20 protein-coding genes, 1 tRNA gene and 3 pseudogenes are annotated in these 24,862 nt (G+C 69.5%); 18 read left to right on the top strand and 6 right to left on the bottom strand.

The genetic code is table 11. The features are described from left to right. The first annotated feature begins 38 nt into the window (after positions 1-38). Complete coding sequence (locus tag GVO57_RS13710; RefSeq protein WP_160593693.1) at positions 39-1,313, top strand: hypothetical protein; 1,275 nt, start codon at positions 39-41, stop codon at positions 1,311-1,313. A gap of 129 nt (positions 1,314-1,442) precedes the next feature. Here GVO57_RS13710 and rplQ read toward each other — a convergent pair whose 3' ends face one another. Both rplQ and GVO57_RS13720 read right to left on the bottom strand, forming a co-directional pair. Next, complete coding sequence (gene rplQ / locus GVO57_RS13715; RefSeq protein ID WP_160593694.1) at positions 1,443-1,865, bottom strand: 50S ribosomal protein L17; 423 nt, start codon at positions 1,863-1,865, stop codon at positions 1,443-1,445. A gap of 158 nt (positions 1,866-2,023) precedes the next feature. Next, positions 2,024-2,641 carry a PilZ domain-containing protein gene (locus GVO57_RS13720; RefSeq protein WP_160593695.1) on the bottom strand — a complete coding sequence of 206 codons (618 nt, stop codon included), beginning with the start codon at positions 2,639-2,641 and terminating at the stop codon, positions 2,024-2,026. Positions 2,642-2,788: 147 nt separating this feature from the next. Between GVO57_RS13720 and GVO57_RS13725 the strand changes: the two genes are divergently transcribed. The 5 genes and pseudogenes from GVO57_RS13725 to GVO57_RS13750 all read left to right on the top strand — a co-directional run bounded on the left by GVO57_RS13725 (position 2,789) and on the right by GVO57_RS13750 (position 6,866). Next, entirely contained in the window at positions 2,789-4,117 is a 1,329-nt protein-coding gene (locus GVO57_RS13725; protein ID WP_233281394.1) for a metal-dependent hydrolase family protein, read from the top strand. Positions 4,118-4,485: 368 nt separating this feature from the next. Beyond that, complete coding sequence (locus tag GVO57_RS13730) at positions 4,486-4,659, top strand: hypothetical protein (protein ID WP_160593696.1); 174 nt, start codon at positions 4,486-4,488, stop codon at positions 4,657-4,659. Positions 4,660-4,712: 53 nt separating this feature from the next. Continuing rightward, positions 4,713-5,383 (top strand): annotated as a pseudogene (locus tag GVO57_RS13740) (ATP-binding cassette domain-containing protein). After that, positions 5,380-6,423, top strand: coding sequence for a hypothetical protein (locus GVO57_RS13745; RefSeq protein ID WP_160593698.1), 1,044 nt, complete (start codon positions 5,380-5,382; stop codon positions 6,421-6,423). Before GVO57_RS13740 ends, GVO57_RS13745 begins: the two are co-directional and overlap by 4 nt. Further along, positions 6,420-6,866, top strand: coding sequence for a hypothetical protein (locus GVO57_RS13750; RefSeq protein WP_160593699.1), 447 nt, complete (start codon positions 6,420-6,422; stop codon positions 6,864-6,866). Before GVO57_RS13745 ends, GVO57_RS13750 begins: the two co-directional genes overlap by 4 nt. Before the next feature lie 16 nt (positions 6,867-6,882). Here GVO57_RS13750 and GVO57_RS13755 read toward each other — a convergent pair whose 3' ends face one another. Continuing rightward, positions 6,883-7,632 carry an arylesterase gene (locus tag GVO57_RS13755; protein ID WP_160593700.1) on the bottom strand — a complete coding sequence of 250 codons (750 nt, stop codon included), beginning with the start codon at positions 7,630-7,632 and terminating at the stop codon, positions 6,883-6,885. On the opposite strand from GVO57_RS13755, the gene GVO57_RS13760 reads away from it, so the two are divergent. The 4 genes from GVO57_RS13760 to GVO57_RS14675 are packed head-to-tail and all read left to right on the top strand — an operon-like array spanning position 7,631 to position 11,401. Continuing rightward, complete coding sequence (locus tag GVO57_RS13760) at positions 7,631-8,323, top strand: ABC transporter ATP-binding protein (protein WP_160593701.1); 693 nt, start codon at positions 7,631-7,633, stop codon at positions 8,321-8,323. The genes GVO57_RS13755 and GVO57_RS13760 overlap by 2 nt on opposite strands. Continuing rightward, complete coding sequence (locus tag GVO57_RS13765) at positions 8,320-10,848, top strand: ABC transporter permease (protein ID WP_160593702.1); 2,529 nt, start codon at positions 8,320-8,322, stop codon at positions 10,846-10,848. Before GVO57_RS13760 ends, GVO57_RS13765 begins: the two co-directional genes overlap by 4 nt. 2 nt (positions 10,849-10,850) lie before the next feature. Beyond that, positions 10,851-11,237: a thiol-disulfide oxidoreductase DCC family protein gene (locus tag GVO57_RS13770; RefSeq protein ID WP_160593703.1), complete on the top strand. Its 387-nt coding sequence runs from the start codon at positions 10,851-10,853 to the stop codon at positions 11,235-11,237. 11 nt (positions 11,238-11,248) lie between these two features. Next, entirely contained in the window at positions 11,249-11,401 is a 153-nt protein-coding gene (locus GVO57_RS14675) for a hypothetical protein (RefSeq protein ID WP_201752757.1), read from the top strand. A gap of 74 nt (positions 11,402-11,475) precedes the next feature. On the opposite strand, the gene GVO57_RS13775 is transcribed toward GVO57_RS14675, so the two are convergent. The 3 genes from GVO57_RS13775 to GVO57_RS13785 all read right to left on the bottom strand — a co-directional run bounded on the left by GVO57_RS13775 (position 11,476) and on the right by GVO57_RS13785 (position 14,582). Beyond that, positions 11,476-13,599, bottom strand: a complete 2,124-nt coding sequence (locus GVO57_RS13775; RefSeq protein WP_160593704.1) for a S46 family peptidase — start codon at positions 13,597-13,599, stop codon at positions 11,476-11,478. Positions 13,600-13,698: 99 nt separating this feature from the next. Continuing rightward, entirely contained in the window at positions 13,699-14,409 is a 711-nt protein-coding gene (locus tag GVO57_RS13780; protein WP_160593705.1) for a GNAT family N-acetyltransferase, read from the bottom strand. Between the two features lie 86 nt (positions 14,410-14,495). Continuing rightward, positions 14,496-14,582: transfer RNA gene (locus tag GVO57_RS13785), tRNA-Leu, on the bottom strand. Positions 14,583-14,677: 95 nt separating this feature from the next. Here GVO57_RS13785 and GVO57_RS13790 point away from each other — a divergent pair. The 8 genes and pseudogenes from GVO57_RS13790 to GVO57_RS13825 all read left to right on the top strand — a co-directional run bounded on the left by GVO57_RS13790 (position 14,678) and on the right by GVO57_RS13825 (position 24,796). Then, positions 14,678-15,628 (top strand): complex I NDUFA9 subunit family protein, encoded by a 951-nt coding sequence (locus GVO57_RS13790; RefSeq protein ID WP_160593706.1) that lies wholly within the window; start codon positions 14,678-14,680, stop codon positions 15,626-15,628. 130 nt (positions 15,629-15,758) lie between these two features. Beyond that, positions 15,759-16,568 (top strand): undecaprenyl-diphosphate phosphatase, encoded by an 810-nt coding sequence (locus GVO57_RS13795; RefSeq protein ID WP_160593707.1) that lies wholly within the window; start codon positions 15,759-15,761, stop codon positions 16,566-16,568. Between the two features lie 156 nt (positions 16,569-16,724). Then, positions 16,725-18,187 (top strand): annotated as a pseudogene (locus GVO57_RS13800) (NAD(P)-dependent oxidoreductase). A gap of 44 nt (positions 18,188-18,231) precedes the next feature. After that, on the top strand, positions 18,232-18,954 hold the full coding sequence (locus GVO57_RS13805; protein WP_160593708.1) for a DUF2059 domain-containing protein: 723 nt from the start codon (positions 18,232-18,234) through the stop codon (positions 18,952-18,954). Then, a pseudogene (locus tag GVO57_RS13810) lies at positions 18,951-19,163 on the top strand (hypothetical protein); the annotation flags it as partial. The gene GVO57_RS13805 and the pseudogene GVO57_RS13810, both read left to right, overlap by 4 nt. A 98-nt stretch (positions 19,164-19,261) precedes the next feature. After that, a complete protein-coding gene (locus GVO57_RS13815; protein WP_160593710.1) occupies positions 19,262-19,771 on the top strand; it encodes a DUF2059 domain-containing protein in 510 nt (169 codons plus the stop codon). 31 nt (positions 19,772-19,802) lie between these two features. Then, entirely contained in the window at positions 19,803-24,323 is a 4,521-nt protein-coding gene (gltB, locus tag GVO57_RS13820) for a glutamate synthase large subunit (protein WP_160593711.1), read from the top strand. A 74-nt stretch (positions 24,324-24,397) separates the two neighbouring features. After that, on the top strand, positions 24,398-24,796 hold the full coding sequence (locus GVO57_RS13825) for a GFA family protein (RefSeq protein WP_160593712.1): 399 nt from the start codon (positions 24,398-24,400) through the stop codon (positions 24,794-24,796). Positions 24,797-24,862: the final 66 nt, after the last annotated feature.

Below are 24,862 nucleotides of genomic sequence, written 5' to 3' on the forward strand. Positions count from 1 at the left end.
GACCGGTTCGGGAAAGGACGGCGGCGATCACTGACCCATTGTTCCGCAAGCGGCTGTCGCGGCGGCTGGCAATCGCCACCGCCGCGCTGCTGCTTGCGTGCTGGCTGCTGCTGTCGACCGCTCCCGCCGCCCCTGGCCGCGCCGCGCCCTCGCCACAGGACGTCGCTGCCGGCCGCGCGGCGATTGCGGCGCTGAAGGCGGTGCGCGGCGCGGATCAGGGCCGGGTGACCATCGACAACGCCATGCTCGCCGGCATCGCCGCACTGGCCGGCGACGCCAGCGGCCGCCGCCATGTCGATCTGAGGATCGCGAACGGGCGGGTGGAAGGCGTGGCCAGCCTGCCACTGCCCTTGGGCCTGTGGGTCAATGTGCACGCATCCGCGCTGCCCAGCGCGCGCGGCTTTCCGCCGGTCGAGGCATGGATCGGGCGGCTGCCGCTGCCGCGCATGGTCAGCCGGGCGGCGATCCGGGCTGCGCTGTGGCTGGGCCGGAGCCGGGGCGCAGACCTGCCGCCGCTCGACCGGCTGGTGCAGCGGGTCGAGATCGGCGACGGCATTCTGGTCGCGCAGGTCAGCCTGCCGTCGCGCACCGGGCTGATCGACACCGCGCTCAAGGCCGGGGGCACGGGGTTCGACACCGCTCAGGCGGTGCGCGGCTATTGCGCGCTCGTCACCGCCGACCGCGCGGTCGGGGCCGGCGCGCCGCCCCGGCTTGCCGACCAGATCCGGCTGCTGTTCGCCGAACCGCCGGCGACGCCCGATACGCACCGGGCGCGGCTGGCGGCGCTGGCGCTGCGCGCGGTGCCCGAGCGCGGCGACGATCTGCTGCCCGAACTGGCTGCCGCCGCACGCAAAGCCTGTCCTGCGGGCCAGAACGGATCGGTGTTGGCCGATCCGGTGCTGGGCGGGCGGACCGATCTGGCCAAGCATTGGGCGCTGTCGGCGGCGCTGACCGCCGCCTTTGGCCGCGATGCCGCGCGGGCGATCGGCCAGTGGAAGGAACTGTCGGACAGCCTGCCGAGCGGTTCGGGCTTCAGCTTTGTCGATCTGGCCGCCGACCGGTCGGGCATGCATGCCGCCGAGGCGCTTGCCGATCCGGCGCGGGCGGCACAGGCCGAAGCCTTGCTGGCGCGCGCGGATGATGAGCTGCTGCTGCCCGCCGCGCTTACCCGCGCGCCCGAAGGGCTGACCGAGGCGCAGTTTCTCGCCCGCTTCGGATCGACCGAAAGCGCGCGCTTTACCGCCGCCTCCCGCGCGATCGACGCCGCCCTGCCGCTCGCACCGGCGGCATTGGCCAGGGCCAAATCCCGCTGACCAAAGCCGCGCTGACGCAAGCCCTGCCGGCCGGCGCGCGCAGGCGGCACGCGCCACGCTGCACAGAATCGCCAAAAAGAAAGGCCGCCCGAAGGCGGCCTTCCCAGAAGTTCACCGGAACGACGCGGCTCAGGCCGCTTCGTCTTCCAGATCGCCGCCCTGGACCGGACCGGAATCCTGGCCCTTGGCCGACACGTCGCGGTCGACGAACTCGATGATCGCCATCGGGGCGGCGTCCGACGCGCGGATGCCGGCCTTGACGATGCGGGTATAGCCGCCGTTGCGGTCCGCATAGCGCGGCGCCAGCACGTCAAACAGCTTCTTCAGCTGGGTGTCGTCGAGCAGCCGGGCATGGGCGAGACGCCGATTGGCGAGGCCGCCCTTCTTGGCCAGCGTCACCAGCTTTTCGACATAGGGGCGAAGTTCCTTCGCCTTGGCGACAGTGGTGATGATCTGCTCGTGCTTGATCAGCGCGGCGGACTGGTTGCGGAACAGGGCGGTACGATGGGATGCGGTCCGCTGAAGCTTGCGGCCGCCAACGCGATGGCGCATGTCACACTCCGTTTGTCAGGGGGCCGTGCGAGGTACCCCAAGCCGGGCAGCGCCGACATGGCGCAGCCGAAGTGCGCGCCTAGACCCAAAAACCCCGCCAGAGTCAACCCCGCCAGCATCAAGCCCGCCGGAGTCAGGCCCGGCAGGCCGCGCCCGGTTCAGCCCGCGCTGCCGCGCGCGGCCGCGATCGCGCGTTCGGCCTGCCCCTCGATGCGCTTGATCAGCTGCGCCAGCTCGTCGAGCTTTTGCAGCGTGGTGCCGTAGCGGCTGAGGATATAGGCATCGCCGGTCAGCTCGTCGCCCAGCGCCTCGACGATGCGGATCGCATAGCCGAACTCGACCGACAGGTCGCGCGGCCGCTCGCGCCGCTCTGTCGGCTGGGCGGCGGCCATCGCCAGGCGCGCGCCCTCCGCGCCACCCGCTCTCAGGCCGCGCTGGATCGAGTCGATCCGCGCCTGGTGGCTGGCCGTGTTCGTCACCCGGCGCATCATGTCGGCCACCAGCACCCGGCCGTCGAACTTGATGCCCGCGCGGTGGCCGATCTGCCAGATCACCACCCCGCCGACCTCGATGTCGCCGCGCATCAGCACCAGCTCGGCATCGCGCGGCGGCAGCACCTTGCCCTCGACCATCGCCCCGGTGCTCGACACGTCGCGGATGAACACGTCGAACCGTTTGTCGCCATAATGGAGGACGGCGGACAGCATGGCGTTGCTGCGCGGATCGCGCGGACGCAGCCCCGGCGCACCGGGCGCGGACGGCTCATCACTGGCCAACAGGGGAGTTTGCTGCACCATCGCCGATGATCCCTAGCGCAAGGAGATTGCCAAATGCTTTGCGCGCGCCCCCGAAACACCGCTAGACCGCAGCAAATGACAAGCAGGGCACGCCGCCTGCGCAATGAACGGAAACCGGGGGACAATATGATGCGCCTGTCGAGCCTGATGTGCATGTCGATCCTGGCCCTCCCGGCGCTGCCGGCAACCGCTGCGGCCGCCGCACCGGCACCGGCGGCGATCGCTGCGGGCGATACGGTGATCCATGCCGGCGCGCTGCTCGACCGGCCGGGCCGCGCGGCGCGCGGCGCATCGACGATCATCGTCCGCGCCGGGCGGATCGCTGCGGTCCTGGACGGGCTCATTCCCCCGCCGCCAGGTGTGCAGCTGATCGACCTGTCCACCCGCCATGTCCTGCCGGGGCTGATCGACAGCCATGTCCATCTCGGCTCCGACCGGGCGGGCAATGAAGGGCTGCTGGCGGGCTTTACCGAAAATCGCGAGCTGGCCGCGCTCGAGGCCTATTGGAATGCGCGCAAGACGGTCGCCGCCGGCTTCACCACCGTGCGCAACCTGGGCGATGCCGGCGCGACGCTTGCCCTGCGCGAGGCGATTGCCCGCGGCTGGGTGGACGGGCCACGCATCGTCGATGCCGGGGCGTCAATCTCGGCCACCGCCGGTCATATGGACGACCGGCTGGGCGTGCGCGACGAGTTTGCCGAGCATATGCCGCATGGCCATCTGTGCGACGGGGCGGAGGATTGCCGCCGCGCGGTGCGCCAGCAGGTCGGGCGCGGCGCCGACGTGATCAAGATCGCCACCACCGGCGGCGTCAACAGCCGCATCGGCGCGGGCCTCGGCGCGCAGCTGTTCGACGACGAGGTCAAGGCGCTCATCGACACCGCGCACATGTATGGCAAGAAGGTCGCCGTCCATGCCCATGGCAATGACGGCATCCTGCTCGCGCTGCGCCACGGCGCGGATTCGATCGAACATGGCACGATGCTCGACGATCAGACCGTCGCGCTGATGCGCAAGACCGGAGCCTATTATGTGCCGACCCTGTCGACAGTGAACGGCTATATCGAGCGTCTGGCCGCCAATCCGGGGGCCTATTCGCCCGAAGTGCGCGCCAAGATCGAATGGCGGATCGGCATCACCGGCAAGTCGCTGGAAAAGGCGGTGCCCGCCGGGGTCAGGATCGCGTTCGGCACCGATGCCGGCGTATCCAAGCATGGCCGCAACGCCGATGAGTTCGAGCTGATGGTCAAGCACGGCATGACGCCGATGGCGGCGATCGAGGCGGCGACCGTCAATGCCGCCGATCTGCTTGGCCTGTCGGCCGAAATCGGCACCATCGAACCGGGCAAGAGCGCGGACCTGATCGCCGTGGATGGCGATCCGGTGGCCGATGTGAAGCGGCTGAAGGCGGTCGGTTTCGTCATGCGCGCGGGGCGGGTGCTGAAGGGCGAGTGAGCGCCACCGCGCGGGTCCGCCGCGAAGTTGGCGAATTTTCCGCCAATGCTTGGCATCATCTGCCGATCATCCCCGGCCATGATCGGTGCCTGATTGGCTTATTCCGCTGATTTCAGCGCTTTTCGGATTTTGGCACGGCCCTTGCTGAATGTTTGGCAAGCCGGCGGATTAGCCGCCGGCAGCCAGACCAGGGACCAGACCGATGACCTTCACCACCGACCTTGCCAACCGCGTTGCCGCCCTTGCCGCCGCGCTCGCCATCGCCACGCTGACGCTGATCGCCGCCGTCGGCCCGGCGACCCCCGCCGGCCTCACGATCTGACGCGCGCCAAACCTGCCCCCCCCCGCCCCGAACAAGGACCAGACCGATGACCTTCACCTCCGACCTTGCCAACCGCGCCGCCGCCCTTGCCGCTGCGCTCGCCATCGCCACGCTGACGCTGATCGCCGCTGTCGGCCCGGCCACCCCGCCGGCCTCACGATCTGACCGGTCGGAACGCCCCTCGACGCACGCCGGGGCACGGCGCAAAAACCGAATATAGCACGACAATCAAAAGACGATTTTCAAAAGGACGCAGGGATGACCGCACCGGAGATGGGGCTGGCGCTGCACGAACTCGGCAAAAGCTATGGCCGGCGTGTCGTTCTTGACGGTGTGAGCCACCGTTTCGCGCCGGGCCTGACGCTGCTGACCGGGCCGAGCGGCGCGGGCAAATCGACGCTGTTGCGGCTGATCGCCACCGCCGAACGCCCCAGCCGGGGCAGGTCAGCTGGCAGGGCGCACGGCTTGGGGGCGGCATTCTGCCGCGAACGGCGCTGCGCGACTATCGCGGCACGCTTGGCTATGCGCCGCAGGCGGTCGACCTGCCCGAAGACCTGACCGCGCGCGCCTTTATCGGCTTCATCGCCGCGCAAAAGGGGCTCGACCGGCGCGCTGCGGACGCGCAGTTCCTCGCGCTCGCCGATGCGGTCGGGCTCCATGCCGATGCCGGCCGGCTGATCGCCACCTATTCGGGCGGGATGCGCCGGCGGCTGGTGTTCGTGCAGGCACTGCTCGGCGCGCCGCGCGTGATCGCGCTCGATGAACCGACGGCGGAGCTGGACGCGGACAGCGCCGGGCGCGTCGCCGCGCTGATCCGCGAACGGGCCGCGCACGCGACCATCATCATGACCACCCATCTGGCCGCCGAACTGGCCGCCGATGCCGCCGCCACGCTGCGCGTCGAGGGCGGCGCCGTGACCCCGGCCCGCGTGATGGCCGCATGATCGCCCCCGGCACCCTCGCCAAGGATCCGCCCCGCGCTGCGTCCCCCGCCGCGATGGCCCCGGCGGGCCCGGCCACCCATCCGCGCGCGCAGGCGGCATGGGCCGCCTGTAGTGCAGCGCTTGCCCGCTATGCCCGCAGCCCCGGGCTGTGGATCCTGATGCTGATCGCGCCCATCGGCGCGCGCTTCATGATCCCGACCGGCGATCCCAGCAGCATCACCATCGCCATCGGCAAGCAGTTGCCGGTGCTGACCGCGCCGGTGATCGGCGTGTGCCTGGGCATCACCGTGTCGACGCTGCTGCTGCCGCTGGCCTATATCTATCTGCGGTCCAACACCAATCGCCGCCAGCCCTGGCAGCTTCTGGACGTGACGCCGGGATCGCGGGTCGCGCGGACGCTCGGCCGGTTCGGCGCGGACCTTGCCGTGCTGGCGCTGCTGCTCGCGGTGCTCAATGCCGCGGGGCTGTTCCTGGCGCAGATCATTCTGCCCGGCGGGCTGGGCGGGCTGGCGGGGGGTGGTCTGGCGGGGGCCGCACAACTGAGCCTTGCCCTGTGGCTGATCGTCGCCCCCGCGCTCGCTGGCCTGGCGGCGATCCGCGCGCTCTGGGCGGCGGTGCCGGTGCTGCGCGGCGCAGGCGGGGATATCGCCTTTTTCATCCTGTGGATGGCAAGCCTCGTGCTGCCGGTCGCGGCGAGCGACAAGCGCGGTTTTGCCGCCGCCATCTATGACTTTCCGGGCTTTACCCGCCCGTTGCTGCACGGCACCGACCCCGGCCGCATCGATCTTCAGATCGGTGCCGCAACGGTCGAGCCGGGCCGCCGCCCGGTCGATGCTGTGGCCGGGCTGATGTCCCCGGCTATGCCGCCGCGCGCGGCGCATGGGCGGGCATCGCGCTGCTCGTCGCGCTGCTTGCGGGACTGGTCGAACGGCCCGGCCGCGCCCGCCGCCCCGGCCTTGGCACGCGCATTGCGGCGCGGATCGGCACCCGGCCGCTGCCGGCCGCCCTGCCCGAACGGCCAGCCTCCCCGGCGCGCATGATGCCGCTGGCGCACATTTTCAGCGAGACCCGGCTGATCGCCGCCGCGCCCGTCTTCGCGCCGCTCGCCCTGGCCATCGCGGTCGGCGGGCTGCTGACCGGCATGGCCCCGCTTGCCGAACGGGCGGCGCTGCTGCTGCTGATCTTCGGCGTTTCGGCCCAGGCCGGGCGGATGGAGGCGCGCGGCCTTGCGCCGCTGATCGTCACCGCCCCGGCCGGGCGCTGGGCGCGGCGGATCGCGCTGGTGGCGGCTTCCGGCGCGCTGATGGCGGCGGTGCTCGCCCCGGCTGCGCTGGCCGCCGCCGACCCTGCCCGGCTGATCATCGGCGTCGCGCTGGCGGCGGCCATGGCGGTGGCCGCGACCGGGATGGCGATGATCAGCCGTTCAGCCTTCGCCCCGCGGCTGATCCTGCTGATCATCTGGTATGGCTATGCATCGCACTGACCGCACCAAAGCGCGATCAGCGGGCGAGCGCCTGCCTGACCAGCGGGGCGATGCGCGCGGTGACCCGGTCGATGCCGGCGGCGGTCGGATGGATGCGGTCCGCCTGCATCAGCTTTTCGTCGGTCACGACGCCGTCCAGAAAAAACGGATAGAGCGGCACGCCATATTGGCGGGCCAGCTGCGGATAGATGGGGTTGAACGCCGCGACATAATCCGGCCCCATATTGGGGGCGGCGACCATACCGGTCAGCATCGCGGGAATGCCCCGCTGCTTCAGTTCGTCAAGGATCGCGGTCAGGTTGGCGCGCGTCTCATCGGGGCTGAGGCCGCGCAACATGTCGTTGCCGCCCAGCCCGACAATGACCAGATCGGGCCGGCGCGGCAGCCCGTCGAGCACAAAGCCCAGCCGCTGCCGCCCGGCGGCGCTGGTGTCGCCCGACACCCCGGCATTGTGGACCACGGCCTTGACCCCGGCCTCGGCCAGCGCCGCCTGCAGCCGGGCGGGGAAGCTTTCGGTCTGGGTGACGCCGTAACCGGCATAAAGGCTGTCGCCGAACGCGACGACCAGCCGGGCATCGGCGGCCACCGGCGCGACCGCGCCCCCCGCCCCCGCCTGCGGCGCGGGCGCTTCGGCGGCAACAGCCGCATTGCCAGGCTGCGCGCCGTCACCCGGTGCAGCCGAACAGGCGGCGAGCCATTGGAGGATCGCCAGCGAACCCCCATTAAGGGACAGGCGCGTGCATCGCGCGAGACGGGAAGCCTTCATGACCGAACATATCGCAATCACCGCGCGCAATGTCACCCTCACCCTTGGCCGGACGGAGATCCTGCGCGGCGTCACCCTTGATGTGCCCGACGGGCAGAGCCTGGCGATCCTCGGCCCGTCGGGATCGGGCAAATCCTCGCTGATGGCGATCCTGTCGGGGCTGGAGCGCGCGAGTTCGGGCGAGGTGCGCGTGGCGGGCGTCGATTTCTCCGCGCTCGATGAAGACGGGCTGGCACGGGCGCGGCGCGGGCGGATCGGCATCGTGCTGCAGAGCTTTCACCTGCTGCCGACGATGACCGCACTGGAAAATGTCGCGACCCCGCTGGAACTGGCGGGCCGCGCCGACGCCTTTGCCCGCGCGGCCGAGGAGCTGGAGGCGGTGGGGCTGGGTCACCGGATCGACCATTATCCGGCCCAGCTGTCGGGCGGCGAGCAGCAGCGCGTCGCCATTGCGCGCGCCGTGGCCCCCGGCCCGCGCATCCTGTTCGCCGACGAACCGACCGGCAATCTGGATGGCCGCACCAGCGATGCGATCGTCGATCTGCTGTTCACCCGCCGCCGCGCGGCCGGGGCGACATTGGTGATGATCACCCATGACCGCGCGCTGGCCGAGCGCTGCGACCGCGTCGTCGAGATGCGCGACGGGCTGATCGCGAGCGACCGGCCCGCCGAACGGCGGCCGGCGGCATGACGGGGACGGCGATCCCGCCGGGCGGGGCCGGCTGGCGCACGCTACTCGCGCTCGCGCGGCGCGATCTGCTCGGCCGGCTGCGCGGCCTCAGGCTGCTCGCCATCTGCCTGGTCCTCGGCGTCACGACGCTGGCGGCGATCGGCAGCCTGACCGCCGCGATCACCGGCGAACTGGCGGCGCGCGGCCAGACGATCCTGGGCGGCGATTACGAAGTCGCGATCAGCCAGCGGCGCGCGACCGCCGCCGAACGCGCGGCCATCGCCGCGACCGGCCGGGTCAGCGAAACGGTGCGCACCCGCGCGATGGCGCGGCGCGGCGACCGGGCGGTGCTGACCGAGCTCAAGGGCGTGGACAGCGCCTATCCGCTTTACGGCCGGGTGACGGGCGCCACGCTTGCCGGGCTGGCGGCGGACGAGCTGGTCGTCGACCGCGCCTTTGCCGGGCGGCTGGGGGTCGGGCCGGGCGATGTCGTCCGCTACGGCACCGCTGATTTCCGCATCCGCGCGGTCATGACCGAGGAACCGGACCGGGTCGGCGAAGGCTTCACCCTCGGCCCGGTCGCCCTCGCCTCGCTGGCCGGGATCGACCGCACCGGCCTGTTGCAGCCGGGTGCGCTCTACACCGCCAAATACCGGGTGCGCATGGCAGGCGGCGCCCCGGCCCCCGTCGTCAAGCGGCTGCAGGCGCAATTCCCCGCCGCCAGCTGGACGCTCAAGGACCGCGACAATGCCGCTCCCGGGGCCAACCGGTTCATCGCGCGCATGGGCCAGTTCCTGTCGCTGATCGGCCTTGCCGCGCTGGTCATCGCGGGCATCGGGGTCAGCAACGGCGTCGGATCCTATCTGGCGTCGAAGCGCGCCGGGATCGCGACGCTGAAGGTGCTGGGCGCAAGCTCGGTCGATATTGCGCGCATCTATCTGATGCAGATCGGCATGGTGGCGCTGGGCGCGATTGCCGCCGGGCTGGTGCTGGGCGCGCTGCTGCCGCCGCTGATCGTGCAGCTGGCGGGCGATGTGCTGCCGGTCGCGCCGGGCTTTCGCCTTTACTGGGCTCCGCTGGCGACCGCCGCCGCTTACGGGCTGCTGATCGCGCTTGCCTTTGCGCTGCCGCCGCTCGCCCGCGCGCGCAGCCTGCCTGCCGCCGCCCTGTTCCGCGCGCTGGTCGGCGCGCCGGGCCGGATCGACCGGCGCACGCTGCTGCTGGTCGCGGGGGCGGCACTGCTGGTGCTGCTGATCGCGCTTGTCCAGGCGCGCGACCCGCTGTTCGCCGGGATCGTGCTGGGCGCGGTCGCCGCCGTGCTGCTGCTGCTCGCCGGGCTGGGGGTGGCGATCCGGCGCACCGCCCGCGCGCTGCCCCGGCCGCGCCGGCCGCTGTGGCGGCTGGCAGTCGCCAATCTGCACCGCCCCGGCGCGCAGACGGCGGCTCTGGTCGTCGCCCTCGGCCTTGCGCTCACCCTGTTCGTGACGCTGGCCGCGATCCAGACCAGCCTTGATGCGGAGATCCGCCGCACGGTGCCGGCGCGCGCGCCCGCGCTGTTCGTGCTCGACATTCCATCGGGCGAGGCCGCACGCTTCCGCGCCGCGGCGACCGCCGCCGCGCCGGGGGCAGAGCTGAACATCGTGCCGGCGCTGCGCGGCACGATCACCGGCTATGGCCAAACCCGGGTCGCGAACCTCAAATCGCTGCCCGACGGGGCGTGGTTCCTGCGCGGCGAACGCGGCGTCACCTACAGCGCCGCCTTGCCCGAAGGGTCCGACCTGGTGGCCGGGCGCTGGTGGCCGGCGGGCTATGCCGGGCCGCCGCTCGTCTCGCTCGATGCGGAGGCGGCGCGGATCCTTGGCCTCAAGGTCGGCGACACGCTGACGGTCAGCGTGCTCGGCCGCGAGATCCCGGCGCGCATCGCCTCGCTGCGCAAGGTCAACTGGGACACGCTCGGCTTCAACTATATCATGGTGTTTTCACCCAATACGCTCGCCGCCGCGCCGCACAGCCTGACCGCGACCGTCGAGATCGACCGCGCCCGCGCCGCGCCCGACGCGACTGCGCGGGTGACGCGCGCGGTGCTGGATGCCTTTCCCTCCGCCTCGGTGATCGAAACCGGCGAGGTGATCGGCCAGGTGCGCACCCTGCTCGACCAGATGGCGACCGCGATCCTGATTGCAGCGAGCGTGACGATCATGGCCGGGATCGCCGTGCTGGTCGGGGCGATCGCCGCCGCCCGTCAGGCGCGCAGCTATGATGCCGTCATCCTGAAGACGCTGGGCGGCACGCGCGGCCAGATCCTTGCCGCGCAGGCGGCGGAATATGGGCTGCTCGCGCTGCTGCTGGCGGCGCTGGCGCTGGCGCTCGGGCTGGGGGCGGGCTGGTATGTCATGACCCGGGTGTTCGATTTCAGCTTCGTCCCCGACTGGACGGTCGTGCTCGCCACGCTGATGGGCGGGGCGGTCCTCACGCTCGGCATCGGCCTTGCCGGCTCGCTGCCGCTGATGTCGGTGCGCCCGGCCCGCGCGCTCAGGAGCCTGTGAGCATGACGCCGCTGCACCCCGCCCCTTCCGCGCCCGCCACAGCAGTCACCGTCTGGTTCGACGGGGCCTGTCCGCTGTGCCAGCGCGAGATCGCGGCGATGCGGCGGCTGGACCGGCGCGGGGCGATCAGCTTCATCGATGTCGCGGCGGATGCCGATCCCGGCTGCCCGATCGACCGGGCAGATCTGCTCGCGCGGTTCCACGCCGCCGAAAATGGCCGCATCCTTTCTGGCGCGGCAGCGTTCGCTGCGATGTGGCGGGCGATCCCGCTGCTGCGCCCGCTTGGCCTTGCCGCGCGCAACCGGCTGGTGCTGGCGCTGCTCGAGGCCGCATACCGCGCATTTCTGCGCATCCGCCCCCGGCTGCAGCGGCTGGCGGGCAAAAGATGAGGAGAGCGATCATGACCGATGACGACAAGGCGCTGGGCCGCAAGATGGCGGTCGCCGCCGCGATCGGCGCGGTGATCGCGATCCCGGTGCCGTTCGTCGGGCCGCTGTTCGGCGCGGCGGCGGGTGCCGGCTATGCGTGGTGGAAGGGCCGCCGGCGCGCCTGACCGCGCGGCCACATGAAAAAAGGGGGCACCCGGCGGATGCCCCCCCTGTTTCCGTCAGCCCGTTCCCGACCGGATCAGCGCGCCACGCCCATTTCGTCGAGCAGGCGGGTCGCGCCATCGACCTTGTCCATCGTCCACAGCATGAAGCGGCTGTCGACATGGATGGTGCGGTTGACCACCGGGTTGAACATCCAGTCCGCCACCACGCCGTCGAGCGTGCCGTCAAACGCCAGGCCGACAAACTCGCCCCGCGCATTGAGCGTCGAGGACCCCGAATTGCCGTTGGTGATGTCCACGGTCGACAGGTAATCGACCGGCAGCGTGCCGAGCGACGGGGCGGCATAGCGGCCATAATCCTTGGCGCGGATCAGCTCCAGCATCCGGTCGGGGGCGTCGAACTCGCCCTTGCCGGTGTGCTTGGCGGCCAGCCCCTCGGCGGTGGTGAAGGCCGTCCAGGCCAGCCCGTCGCGCGCCTTGCCGCTCACCTTGCCATAGGTGAAGCGCAGCGAGCCATTGGCGTCGGGATAAAGCGTCCGCCCTTGGGCAGCGGCATAGGCAAGCCGCCCGGCCATATAGGTCGCGCGCGCCTTCTGCATGTCGCCGGCGCGGGCCTTGGCCTTGTCCTCGCCCGCACGGTCTTCGGCATAGGTCGCCACCGCAAGGCGGATGAACGGATCGTTCGACGCCTCAAACGCCGAGGCCGGCTGGTCGAGCCAGCCGAGCCGGGTCTTGGTGTCGGCAAGGCCGGTCTCGGCATAGAGCCTGTCGGCGACCGCCGGATAGGCGGCGTCGAAGCTCTTGTGGCGCTCCTCCGCCGGCAGCTTGCGATATTCGGCAAGCGCATGGTCGAGGATCGCCCGGTCGACACCGGCATCATAGCGGCGCTCGATCGCGGTCAGCCGCTGCACGGTGAAGGCACGGTCGCGGTCCTGAAAGCCCGGTTCACGCGCGGCGTCGGGCTTTTCGCGCTCCTTGGCCCAGCGATAGGCAAGCCGCGCGGCCCCGAACAGCTGCGCACGGTTGAGCAGGCCGCGCCGCGCATCAGCCAGCTCGGCGGCATTCTGCTCGGCAACCAGCCGGTCCATATCGGCGATCGCCGCGCCAAAGGCCGCGTCGCGCTTCGGATCGGCCTTCACCCAGGCGCGGAACGCCGCTTCATCGGCTTCCTTCTTGGCGACAAGGCCCATCGCCTCGGCCCCGGCCAGCTCGCCGATATATTTTTTCTTGTAGTTGTCGGCGCCCTTCAGGATCGACGCATATTTGATCGTCGCCGCCTGATTGCCGGCAACCGCGCTCTGGATGCGGTCGGAATAATCGTTGAGCAGCCGCTGCTGCAGCGGGGTCAGCGTTTCGAACGCGAACCGCGCCTCAGCCGCGGTGCGGTGGCGGAAGGTGACGCCCGGAAAGCCCGCGACCATCACGAAATCGCCTTCCTCGACCCCCTTGTCGGCGATCTTCAGGAACGCCTTGGGCCGGAAGGGCACATTTTCCTTGGCATAGGGCGCGGACGCGCCGTTCGGCGCGACATAGGCGCGATAGAAGCCGAAATCGCCGGTGTGACGCGGCCACATCCAATTGTCGGTCTCGCCACCGAAATTGCCGACGCCGCCCGCCGGGGCATAGACGAGGCGGACGTCCTGGATCTCCAGCTGCTGCTGGAGGAAATAGGTCTGGCCGCCAAAATAGGGGCGAACGTCGCAGCGGCGCGACGGCTGCTGCTCGCATGCCGCAATCAGCGCCTTGCGATTGGCCTCCAGCCGGTCATAGCGCGCCCGGCCCGTCAGCTTTTCAGCCCCCTTGACCATCGCGGCGGTGACGTCGCGCAGATCCTCGATCACATAGATGCGGCTGCCCGGCGCCGCCGGCAGCTCGTCGCCCAGCGTCTTGGCCAGAAAGCCGTCGGTCAGATAATCCTGGCCGGGCTTGGAGTTATACTGGATCGAACCATAGACGCAGTGATGGTTGGTCGCGACCAGCCCCTGGGGCGACAGGAACGCGGCCGAACAGCCGCCAAGCGAGGCGATGGCGGTGAGCGGCGGGCGGTTGAGATCGCCAAGCGTCCGCGCATCGAGCGCGAGGCCCGCCTGTTTCAGCTGCTCGGCAATCGCCGGCGTCTGGCCGGGCAGCCACATGCCTTCCTCGGCCATGGCCGCGCTGGCGGCGGTGCCGAGCAGGGTGGCAAGGATCAATCGGCGCATCTGCTTCTCCCCTTTGCGGTGGTTCAATCTGTCATTGGCGCCGGCGCGCGGCCGGACGCGGTACCCGGATCGCCTAACCGGCCCGGGCGGGACACGCAATCACCGGTGGGGGACAACCGGCCGGGGCACAGGCCGCTGCATCGTCGTCAGCGGCGGCGCGCCGGGCGCGGGCGCGAAGGTTTCAACCGGCACAAAGCCAAGGCCGCGATACAGGCTCTCATTGCGCGGATTGCTGTTTTCAAGCCAGGCCGGCAGCCCCGCACGGTCGGCCTGTTCGAGCGTCGCGGCGATCAGCCGCCGGCCCAGCCCCGCGCCGCGCGCCTCCGCCGCCACGCCGACTGCGAACAGATAGAAATGCGGTTCGGCCGGCCGGCGGCGGCGCATCGCCCGGTCGACGGCCAGCGCCCGCCCGACCGCCCCCGGCCCGCCCGCGCCGATCAGCCGGGCGACCAGCGCCAGCTGGGGCAGGATCGGCATCGCCTTTGATCCGCCGGGGCCGAGCCACATCGTCCCGCCGCCCTGATCGGCGATCATGCAGATGCCGCGCGGCAGATAGACATGGCGGCCAAGCGCGGTGAACACCGCCTCGATCGTCTCTGGCGGCCCCAGCGTCCAGCGCGATACCGGATCGTCGGCAAAGGCCTGACCAACCAGCCGCCCGAGCGTCCGCCAGTCCGCCGCCCCGGCCCGGCGCAACCCGCCTGTCGCCGACGCGCCCGAATCACCCGCGCGATCAGACGCTTCGCCGATTCCGAGATCATTTTCTCCCGCACCGCCCATCACGCGCCGCTCGCCTCCCCGAAAGAACACGATGCTGGGCCGGAGCGGCGGTTGCGGCAAGCCCCGACGCGCCGGGCAGTGCCCGGCGCGGAGGTTTCCAACGATTGTCAGGAAAATGGTGCCCAGAAGAGGACTCGAACCTCCACGACCTTGCGATCGCCAGCACCTGAAGCTGGTGCGTCTACCAATTCCGCCATCTGGGCACGGGGTAGGCGGCGCGCTTAGCGGCGGTTCTATGGCCTTGTCAACACGTTCTTGGCGGGCCAAAGGCGCGAGCCAAGGCAAGGAGCGCATTTTCATGAAGACAAGCGTGGTGACGGTCTTTGGCGGCGGCGGGTTCATCGGACGCTATGTGGTGCAGGATCTGCTCGACAGCGGCCGGGGGGACCGGGTGCGCATCGCCCAGCGCGATCCCAAATCGGCCTGGTTCCTGCGCCCGATGGGCGGGCTGGGGCAGACCCAGTTCGCAGCCGCCGATATTCGCCGCCCCGACAGCGTGGCGCGCGCGGTGGAAGGTGCCGATGCGGTCGTGAACCTTGTCGGCGTGCTGGCCGGGGATTTCGACGCCTTCCATGTCGCGGGCGCGCGCAACGTCGCCGAAGCGGCGGCGAAGGCGGGCGTGCGCAGCCTTGTCCATGTCTCGGCGATCGGCGCCGATCCGGCCTCGGCATCGCGCTATGGCCGGTCCAAGGGCGAAGGCGAGGCGGCGGTGCGCGCCGCGTTTCCGGGCGCGACCATCCTGCGTCCGTCAATCGTGTTCGGGCGCGAGGACGGGTTCACCAACCGCTTCGCCCAGCTGATCCGCATGCTGCCGGTCGTCCCCGTCGTGCGCGGCGCGACCCGGTTCCAGCCGGTGTTCGTCGCCGATCTGGCGCGCGCGATCGCCGAATCGGTCGCCCGGCCCGATCTGCATGGCGGGCGCACCTATGACATTGGCGGGCCGGAAACGGTGTCGATGGCAGAGCTGATGCGCAATCTGGCCGAATGGACGGGGCGCAGCCCGCTGTTCATCGATCTGCCCGATGCCGCGACCGCGGCGCTCGCCCGCCTCGTCGGCTGGGCGCCGGGCGCGCCGATCACCTGGGACCAGTGGCTGATGCTGCAAACCGACAATGTCGTGGCCCCGGGCGTAGCCGGGCTGGAGGCATTTGGCATCCAGCCGACGCCGCTCGCCGCGGTCGCGCCGTCCTGGCTGGTCCAGTATCGCCGCCAGGGCCGGTTCGACGGGGTGAAGACCGACCGCCCCTGAGCCGGAACGGGCGCAGCCGCCGCGCCCGATCCCTGACGGCTTTCCCGCCCCTCCCCCGATGGGCGGCCTGTTCATCCGCCCGCCCCGGCCCGCCGCGCCGGGGCCGGCTTTACCGGCCGGGACCTGCGCCATGCCTTTGATCCTCACCGCCATCCTGCTCGGCATTGTCGAGGGACTGACCGAGTTTCTGCCCGTGTCGTCGACCGGGCATCTGATTCTCGCCTCCGAACTGCTCGGCTACCGGGCGGAGCAATGGGCGACGTTCAACGTGGTCATCCAGCTGGGCGCGATCCTGGCGGTGATCGTGCTCTATTGGCGCACCTTCTGGGCGGTGGCGCTGGGCCTGTTCGGGCGCGATGGGACGTCGTGGCGATTCGCGCTCAACCTGCTGATCGCCTTTGCGCCCTCGGTCGTGCTCGGCCTGCTGTTCATCGATGCGATCGAAGGGCTGCTTGGCAATGCCATCGTCGTCGCCATCGCGCTGGTGCTGGGCGGCATCGCGATTCTGGTGATCGAGGCGCTGGCGCGCGGGTCGACACTGCCGCCGGGCATTGCGTCCCTGCCCTATGGCCGCGCGCTGGGTGTCGGGCTGATCCAGTGTCTGGCGATGGTTCCGGGCGTCAGCCGGTCGGGCGCGACGATCATGGGCGCGCTGGCGATGGGCGTCGAACGGCGCACCGCAGCCGAGTTCAGCTTTTTTCTCGCCGTGCCGACGATGCTGGGCGCGACCACCCTGTCGCTGATCAAGCATGGCGACGATCTGGCGGCGGCCAATGTCGATTGGGGGCTGATCGGGATCGGCTTTGTCGTGTCGTTCATCGTCGCGCTGGTCGTCATCAAATGGTTTGTCGGGCTGGTGTCGCGGCGCGGCTTTGCCCCCTTTGCCTGGTACCGGATCGTCGCGGGCAGCATCGCCCTGGTCTGGCTGCTGGCAAGATAGGTCCGATCCGGTCTTTTTCTTCCCGCCCGGAGATTGAAAAACACGGACTTGCCGGATGGCATGAAAATATCAGGTCAGGCTAACTGACCTTCATTCGATTCATTGCGTGACTTGGCCGCGCAGCTTTGCAATATGGTCGCGAAAAGGAGCGCGGCCATGGCCGATACACCAATGCTGAAATTCGTCGACCGGGAGCAGGCCTATCCGGCCAAGCGCACGGCACCGCTCCGCGCGGAGGATTTCCGCGAGATTGCCGACCGCTATGCCGCGCCCGATGCCGAGGCGCAGGCCGGGCGCTGCTCGCAATGCGGCGTGCCTTATTGTTCGGTGCACTGCCCGCTGCACAACCACATCCCCGACTGGCTGCGCCTGACCGCCGAAGGGCGGCTGCGCGAGGCCTATGAGCTGTCGAACGCGACCTCGACCATGCCGGAGATTTGCGGCCGTATCTGCCCGCAGGACCGGCTGTGCGAGGGCAATTGCGTGATCGAGTTTTCCGGCCATGGCGCGGTCACCATCGGCTCGGTCGAAAAGTTCATCACCGACACCGCCTGGGATCAGGGCTGGGTCGAGCCACTGGTGCCCGGCCCGGCGCGCGGCCAGTCGGTCGGCGTGATCGGCGCGGGGCCGGCGGGGCTGAGCGCGGCCGAATATCTGCGCGGGCTGGGCTATGACGTCCATGTCTATGACCGGCATGACCGGGCGGGCGGGCTGCTGACCTATGGCATTCCGGGCTTCAAGCTTGAAAAGCATGTGGTGATGCGCCGCATCGCCCGGCTGGAGGATGGCGGCATCGTGTTTCATCAGGGGCCGATGTGGGCGGCGCCCTGCCCTTTGCCGAGCTGCGCGCGCGACACGATGCGGTGCTGATCGCGACCGGCGTCTATCGCCCGCGCGCGATCAAGGCACCGGGGGTCGGCAGTGACGGGATCGTCGATGCGCTCGATTATCTGATCGCGTCCAACCGCAAGGGGTTTGGCGATGCGGTGCCCGCGTTCGACAGCGGCGCGCTCAACGCCGCCGGCCGCCATGTCGTGGTGATCGGCGGCGGCGACACGGCGATGGACTGTGTCCGCACCGCTGTCCGTCAGGGCGCGGCGTCGGTCAAATGCCTGTATCGCCGCGACCGCGCGAACATGCCCGGATCGCAGCGCGAAGTCGCCAATGCCGAGGAGGAAGGCGTCGAGTTTGTCTGGCTGTCCGCGCCCGAGGCCTTTGAGGCTGACGGCGAAGGCCGGGTGACGGCGGTGCGCGCGACCGGCATGCGGCTGGGCGCGCCGGACGCCAGCGGCCGCCGCGCACCCGAACCCGATCCCGACGCGCAGTTCCGGCTGGAGGCGGATCTGGTGATCAAGGCGCTGGGGTTCGAGGCGGAAGAGCTGCCGCGCCTGTTCGCCACCCCCGAACTGGGCGTGACCCGCTGGGGCACCGTGCGGATCGACCACAAGACGATGATGACCAGCCTGGACGGCGTGTTCGCCGCCGGCGACATCGTGCGCGGCGCGAGCCTGGTCGTATGGGCGATCCGCGACGGCCGCGACGTCGCCGACAGGATGCATGCCTGGCTGAAGGGCAAGGCGAAGGCCAGAACGGAAAACAAGGAACAGGTGGCGGCGTGAGCATTTTCGACGGACATTTCAAGGCATCCCGGCTGGCGGCAGCGATGGTGATCGCGGCGGCCATCGCCCCATCGGCGATGGCGGTCGCGCAGCCTGCATCCCCGGCACCGCTGGCCACGGCAGCGACGCCGTCGGCCGCCGCGCAGCTGGTCGAGATCATGATAGAGCCCGAGAAGACACTGGCGGCGACCCGCAAACAGTCGCTCGACCAGCTGATGTCCATGCTGCGCAGCGACCCCAATGCGGTCAGCCTGGACAAACAGCGCCCGGGGCTGTTCGACGCGGTGGCCAAGGCCGTCGATGCGGAGCTGCAGACCGTCATGGCCGGGCTGCTGGTGAAGATGCGTGACCGCTATGTGGGGGCCATCGAGTCCCGGCTGACGGCGAAGGAGATGGACGATCTGCTCAGCTTCTACCGGTCGCCGACCGGCCAGCGCCTGATCGAACAGACACGGCAGGCCGGCATGGCCAAGGGCGGCGAGGCGGTCGCGCAGGCGATGGCGGAGAAGCGGACCCGGATAGATGCCAGCGACGTCAGCGCGGTCAACAATGCGGCCCTCGCCGCCGCGATGCAGGCGGTCAGGCCGGAAGACGTTCCGTTGCTGGCGGCCATGGCCCGGAACAGCGCGACGCCGAAGATTGCCGCTCTGCAGAACGAGCTTGGCCCCGTCATCATGGCCGACACCAACAAGGCGATCGAAGCCAGCCTGCCGCGCCTGATGGAGCGGTTGCAGGCCGCCACGCGCCAGCATCTGGGAGTGAAATGATGATGCCGGACGCCCCGCTGCCGGGTGCGAGAGACCGCTCCGCCCAACGCGAACGCCTTGCCCGGGAGGGCATGTATCGCCCCGAGTTCGAGAGCGATGCCTGTGGCGTCGGGCTGGTCGCGGCGGCGATCGATGCGCTGAAGGCGGTGTGGCATCGCGGTGCCTCGATCGCAGCCGGCGACATCGTGCGCGGCGCGAGCCTGGTCGTGTGGGCGATCCGCGACGGTCGCGACGTCGTCGACAGGATGCACGTCTGGCTGAAGGGCAAGGCGCAAGTGAAGGCAATGACGAGCGAAAAGGTGGCGACGTGAGCGGGGTGTTACTCGCCGGGCTCCTGCTGGTGGCCAGCGAACCCGCGACGGACGCGGCCAGAATGGCTGCTGCCCGGTCGCTCGTCTCTGCCATGGATTATGGAGCCCGGCTGCCCGATCTGACTGCCACATCTCTATCGCGCGTAACGAGCCGCATGGTGGACGCGTGCGCGGCGCGGAATGACGACCCGAAGTTGCCAGAGCGAGAAAGGCGCGACTGCATCGCCGACAGCTTGCAGTTCGAGCGCCAAGCTGAGCCGGTTCTTGCTTCGCTTGCTCCCGAGATGCGGCGAAAGCAGTTGGAGGCGGTCGCCGAAGCCTATGCATCCCAATTTTCAACGGTCGAACTCGAGCAGCTCACATCCTTTTACTCAACCGAGGTCGGGAGGACGCTCGCGGCACGCCAGCCCGCGGTCGACCAGGCGCTGGTCGAGAGACTGAACGATCTCGGGCTCGACATGTTGATCGAGTTCCTGACCCGGATGAAGAAAACAAGTGGCGAGTGAGTTCGCACCGCCCCCGACAAGGCCTGACACCATGATCGACAGCACCGCCCAACGCGAACGCCTTGCCCGGGAGGGCATGTATCGCCCCGAGTTCGAGAGCGATGCCTGTGGCGTCGGGCTGGTCGCGGCCACCGACGGGCGGGCGTCGCGCCGCGTGGTCGCGGCGGCGATCGATGCGCTGAAGGCGGTGTGGCATCGCGGCGCGGTCGATGCCGATGGCATGACCGGCGACGGGGCGGGGCTGCATGTCGATCTGCCGGCGCGTTTCTTCGACGATGCGATCGCCGACAGCGGCCACCGGCCGCTGCCCAACCGGCTGGCGGTCGGCATGATCTTCCTGCCGCGCACCGATCTGGCCGCGCAGGAAACGTGCCGAACGATCGTCGAATCCGAAGTGATCGATGCCGGCTACACCATCTATGGCTGGCGGCAGGTGCCGGTCGATGTGTCGGTGATCGGGCGCAAGGCGCAGGAAACCCGGCCGGAGATCGAGCAGATCATGATCGCCGGGCCGCTGCCCGACGAACAGTCGGCGGCGGAGTTCGAGAAGAATCTCTATCTCGTCCGCCGCCGGATCGAGAAGAAGGTGATCGCCGCGCAGATCGCGGGCTTCTACATCTGCTCGCTCAGCTGCCAGTCGATCATCTACAAGGGGCTGTTCCTCGCGGAATCGCTCAGCCTCTTTTATCCCGACCTTCAGGACGAACGGTTCGAAAGCCGGCTGGCGATCTTTCACCAGCGTTATTCGACCAACACCTTCCCGCAATGGTGGCTGGCCCAGCCCTTCCGGTGTCTTGCGCACAATGGCGAGATCAACACGATCCGCGGCAACAAGAACTGGATGAAAAGCCATGAGATCAAGATGGCAAGCCTCGCCTTTGGCGAGCATAGCGAGGACATCAAGCCGCTGATCCCCGCCGGCGCGTCGGACACGGCGGCGCTCGATGCGGTGTTCGAGGCGATCTGCCGCTCGGGCCGCGATGCGCCGACCGCCAAGCTGATGCTGGTCCCCGAAGCCTGGCAGAACGAGCCAGGCATGGATCCAGCCAAGCGCGCCATGTACGAATATCTGGCGAGCGTGATGGAGCCATGGGACGGCCCGGCGGCGCTGGCGATGACCGACGGGCGCTGGGCGGTCGCGGGCATGGACCGCAATGCGCTGCGCCCGCTGCGCTACACGCTGACCGGCGACGGGCTGCTGATCGTCGGATCGGAAACGGGCATGGTGGTGGTACCCGAGACGATGGTGACCGCCAAGGGGCGGCTCGGCCCCGGCGAGATGATCGCCGTCGATCTGGATCAGGGCGGGCTGCTGTTCGATGCCGAGATCAAGGCGCGGCTGGCGGGCGAGCATCCCTATGAGGCGATGGTCGGCGGTTTCCGCACTTTGGCGGACCTGCCCCCGGCCGCAGGTGAAACCATGCCCGCGCTTGACCGCGCGGCGCTGACCCGGCGGCAGGTGGCGGCCGGGCTGACGCTTGAGGACATGGAACTGATCCTGTCGCCGATGGCGGAGGACGGCAAGGAAGCGGTGGGCTCGATGGGCGACGACACGCCGCTTGCCGTGATTTCCGACAAGCCGCGCAACATCGCCCAGTTTTTCCGCCAGAATTTCAGCCAGGTCACCAACCCGCCGATCGATTCGCTGCGCGAACGTCATGTGATGTCGCTGAAGACGCGGTTCGGCAATCTGGCCAACATCCTCGACGTCGAGGCGCAAAGCTCGAACGTCCTCGTGCTCGACACGCCGGTGCTCAGCTGTGCCGACTGGACGCGGCTCAAGGCCTCGTTCGGCGATCAGGCGGCGGAAATCGACTGCACCTATGTGGCCGATGGCGGACCGGAGCGGCTGCGCGCCGCCATCGCCCGCATCCGCATCGAGGCCGAACGCGCGGTGCGCGAAGGCCGGACCGAACTGTTCCTGACCGACGAGGGCGTCGGCGAGGCGCGCATGGCCGTGCAGATGGTGCTGGCGGCGGCCGCCGTCCACACCCATCTCGTCCGTCAGGGCCTGCGCAGCTATGCCTCGATCAACGTCCGCGCGTCGGAATGTCTCGACACCCATTATTTCGCCGTGCTGATCGGCGTGGGCGCCACCACCGTCAACGCCTGGCTGGCCGAAGCCTCGATCGCCGACCGCCATGCGCGGGGCCTGTTCGGCACCATGACGCTTGACCAGGCGATCGACAATTATCGCCGGGCGATCGGCGACGGGCTGCTCAAGATCATGTCGAAAATGGGGATCTCGGTGATCTCCAGCTATCGCGGCGGCTACAACTTCGAGGCGGTGGGCCTCAGCCGGGCGCTGGTCAACGACCTGTTCCCCGGCATGCCGGCCAAGATTTCGGGCGAAGGCTATGCCTCGATCCATCTGAACGCCCGGCTGCGCCACGAGGCGGCATGGGATGCGGGGGTGGCGCGGCTGCCGATCGGCGGCTTCTACCGCCAGCGCCATGACGGCGAGGTCCATGCCTATTCGGCGCAGCTGATGCATCTGCTGCAGACGGCGGTCGCGACCGACAGCTATTCGACCTATCTCGCCTTTTCGCGCGGGGTGCGCGATCTGCCGCCCGTCTATCTGCGCGACCTGCTGGAGTTCAACCATGCGCGCGAGGCGGTGCCGCTCGACCAGGTCGAGGCGATCACCGAGATCCGCAAGCGCTTCGTCACGCCGGGCATGAGCCTGGGCGCGCTGTCGCCCGAGGCGCATGAGACGCTGGCGATCGCGATGAACCGCATCGGTGCCAAGGCGGTGTCGGGCGAAGGCGGCGAGGATCCGGCGCGCTTTGCCCCCTATGCCAATGGCGACAATGCCAACTCGGTCATCAAGCAGATCGCCTCGGGCCGGTTCGGCGTCACCGCCGAATATCTGGGCGCGTGCGAGGAGATCGAGATCAAGGTCGCGCAGGGGGCCAAGCCCGGCGAGGGCGGCCAGCTGCCGGGCTTCAAGGTCACCGACATGATCGCCCGGCTGCGCCATTCGACGCCGGGCGTCACGCTGATCAGCCCCCCGCCCCATCACGACATCTATTCGATCGAGGATCTGGCGCAGCTGATCTATGATCTGAAGATGATCAACCCGCGCGCGCGGGTGTGCGTGAAGCTTGTCTCGTCGGCGGGCATCGGCACGGTCGCGGCGGGCGTGGCCAAGGCGCATGCCGACGTCATTCTCGTCTCGGGCCATAATGGCGGCACCGGCGCCAGCCCGCACACCAGCATCAAATATGCCGGCACCCCGTGGGAAATGGGCCTGTCGGAAGTCAACCAGACGCTGACGCTGAACGGCCTGCGCGGCCGGGTGAAGCTTCGGACCGATGGCGGGCTGAAGACCGGGCGCGACATCGTCATCGCCGCGATCCTGGGCGCGGAGGAATATGGCATCGGCACGCTCAGCCTGGTTGCGATGGGCTGCATCATGGTCAGGCAATGCCATTCCAACACCTGCCCGGTCGGCGTGTGCACGCAAGACGAAAAGCTGCGCGCCCGCTTCACCGGCAGCCCGGAAAAGGTCATCAACCTGATGACCTTCATCGCCGAAGAGGTGCGCGAGATATTGAGCCGGCTGGGCTGCCGGTCGCTCGACGAGGTGATCGGGCGCACCGAGCTGCTGCGCCAGGTCAGCCGCGGCGCCGAGCATCTGGACGATCTCGATCTCAATCCGATCCTCGCCAAGGTCGATGCGGCGGACCATGAGCGCCGTTTCAGCCTGCCCACCTTCCGCAACGAAGTGCCGCCAAGCCTTGATGCGCAGATGATCGCCGATGCGCGCGCCGTGTTCGACCGGGGCGAGCGGATGCAGCTGACCTACAATGTCCGCAACACCCACCGCGCGGTCGGGACGCGGCTGTCGGCGGAGGTCACGCAGCGTTTCGGCATGTCGGCGCTGGCCGACCATCATGTCCAGGTGCGGCTGCGCGGATCGGCGGGCCAGTCATTGGGCGCGTTCCTGTGCAAGGGCATCACGCTTGAGGTGTTCGGCGACGCCAACGACTATGTCGGCAAGGGGCTGTCGGGCGGCATCATCATCGTCCGGCCGATGGTCAGCTCCCCGCTGATGAGCCAGGACAATGTGATCGTCGGCAACACCGTGCTCTATGGCGCAACCTCGGGCCGGCTGTTCGCCGCCGGGCGCGCGGGCGAACGGTTCGCGGTGCGCAACTCGGGCGCGACCGTGGTGGTCGAGGGCTGCGGTGCCAATGGCTGCGAATATATGACCGGCGGCACGGCGGTGATCCTGGGTGCGGTCGGCGCGAACTTCGGGGCGGGCATGACCGGGGGCATGGCGTTCGTGCTCGACACGGACGGGCGCTTTGCCGAACGCGCCAATCCCGAATCGATCATCTGGCGGCGGCTGGGCGCGGCGCACTGGGAAGAGCATGTGCGCGGCCTGATCGCCGAACATGCGCAGTCGACCGACAGCAAATGGGCGCGCGGCCTGATCGAGGACTGGGACCGGACGCGCGACATGATCTGGCAGGTCGTGCCCCGCGAAATGCTCAGCCGCCTGCCCCACCCGCTCGACGACGCGCCCGAGGCGGTGGCCGCCGAATAAGGGCGGCGCTCCTCTTGCACCGCCCATCGCCCGGCGATAGAACAAAGGCGGAACATGGGCATGGGAGAAGGATCATGGACGGCGGCTGTCACTGCGGCGCGATCCGCTACCGGCTGGCGGGCGATTTCGCCAACCACACGCTTTGCCATTGCAGCGACTGCCGCCGCGCGTCCGGCGCGCCGATGGTCGGCTGGATCATGATGGCGCGCGAGGGTGTCGCGCTGCTGCAGGGCAGCCCGCAAATCTATGCCTCGTCGGAACATGCCCGCCGCCATTTCTGCGCCGCCTGCGGGACCGGGCTGTTCTACACCAACGACACGATGCTGCCCGGGCTGATCGACGTCCAGTCGGCCACGCTCGACGATCCCGGCGCGGTGCCGCCGACCGATCAGATCCAGATTGCCGAGCGGCTGGGCTGGATGACCGGGATCGACGCCCTGCCCGTCCATGCCCGTTATCCCGGAATGGAGTGATCGGGAGCCGGAGATGATCCGGGCGGCATTTTGCCGTCATGGCATCTTTCGCCGCCGCGCCGAACG

The sequence above is a fragment of the Sphingomonas changnyeongensis genome, from assembly GCF_009913435.1.
Classification (GTDB): Bacteria; Pseudomonadota; Alphaproteobacteria; order Sphingomonadales; family Sphingomonadaceae; genus Sphingomonas_B; species Sphingomonas_B changnyeongensis.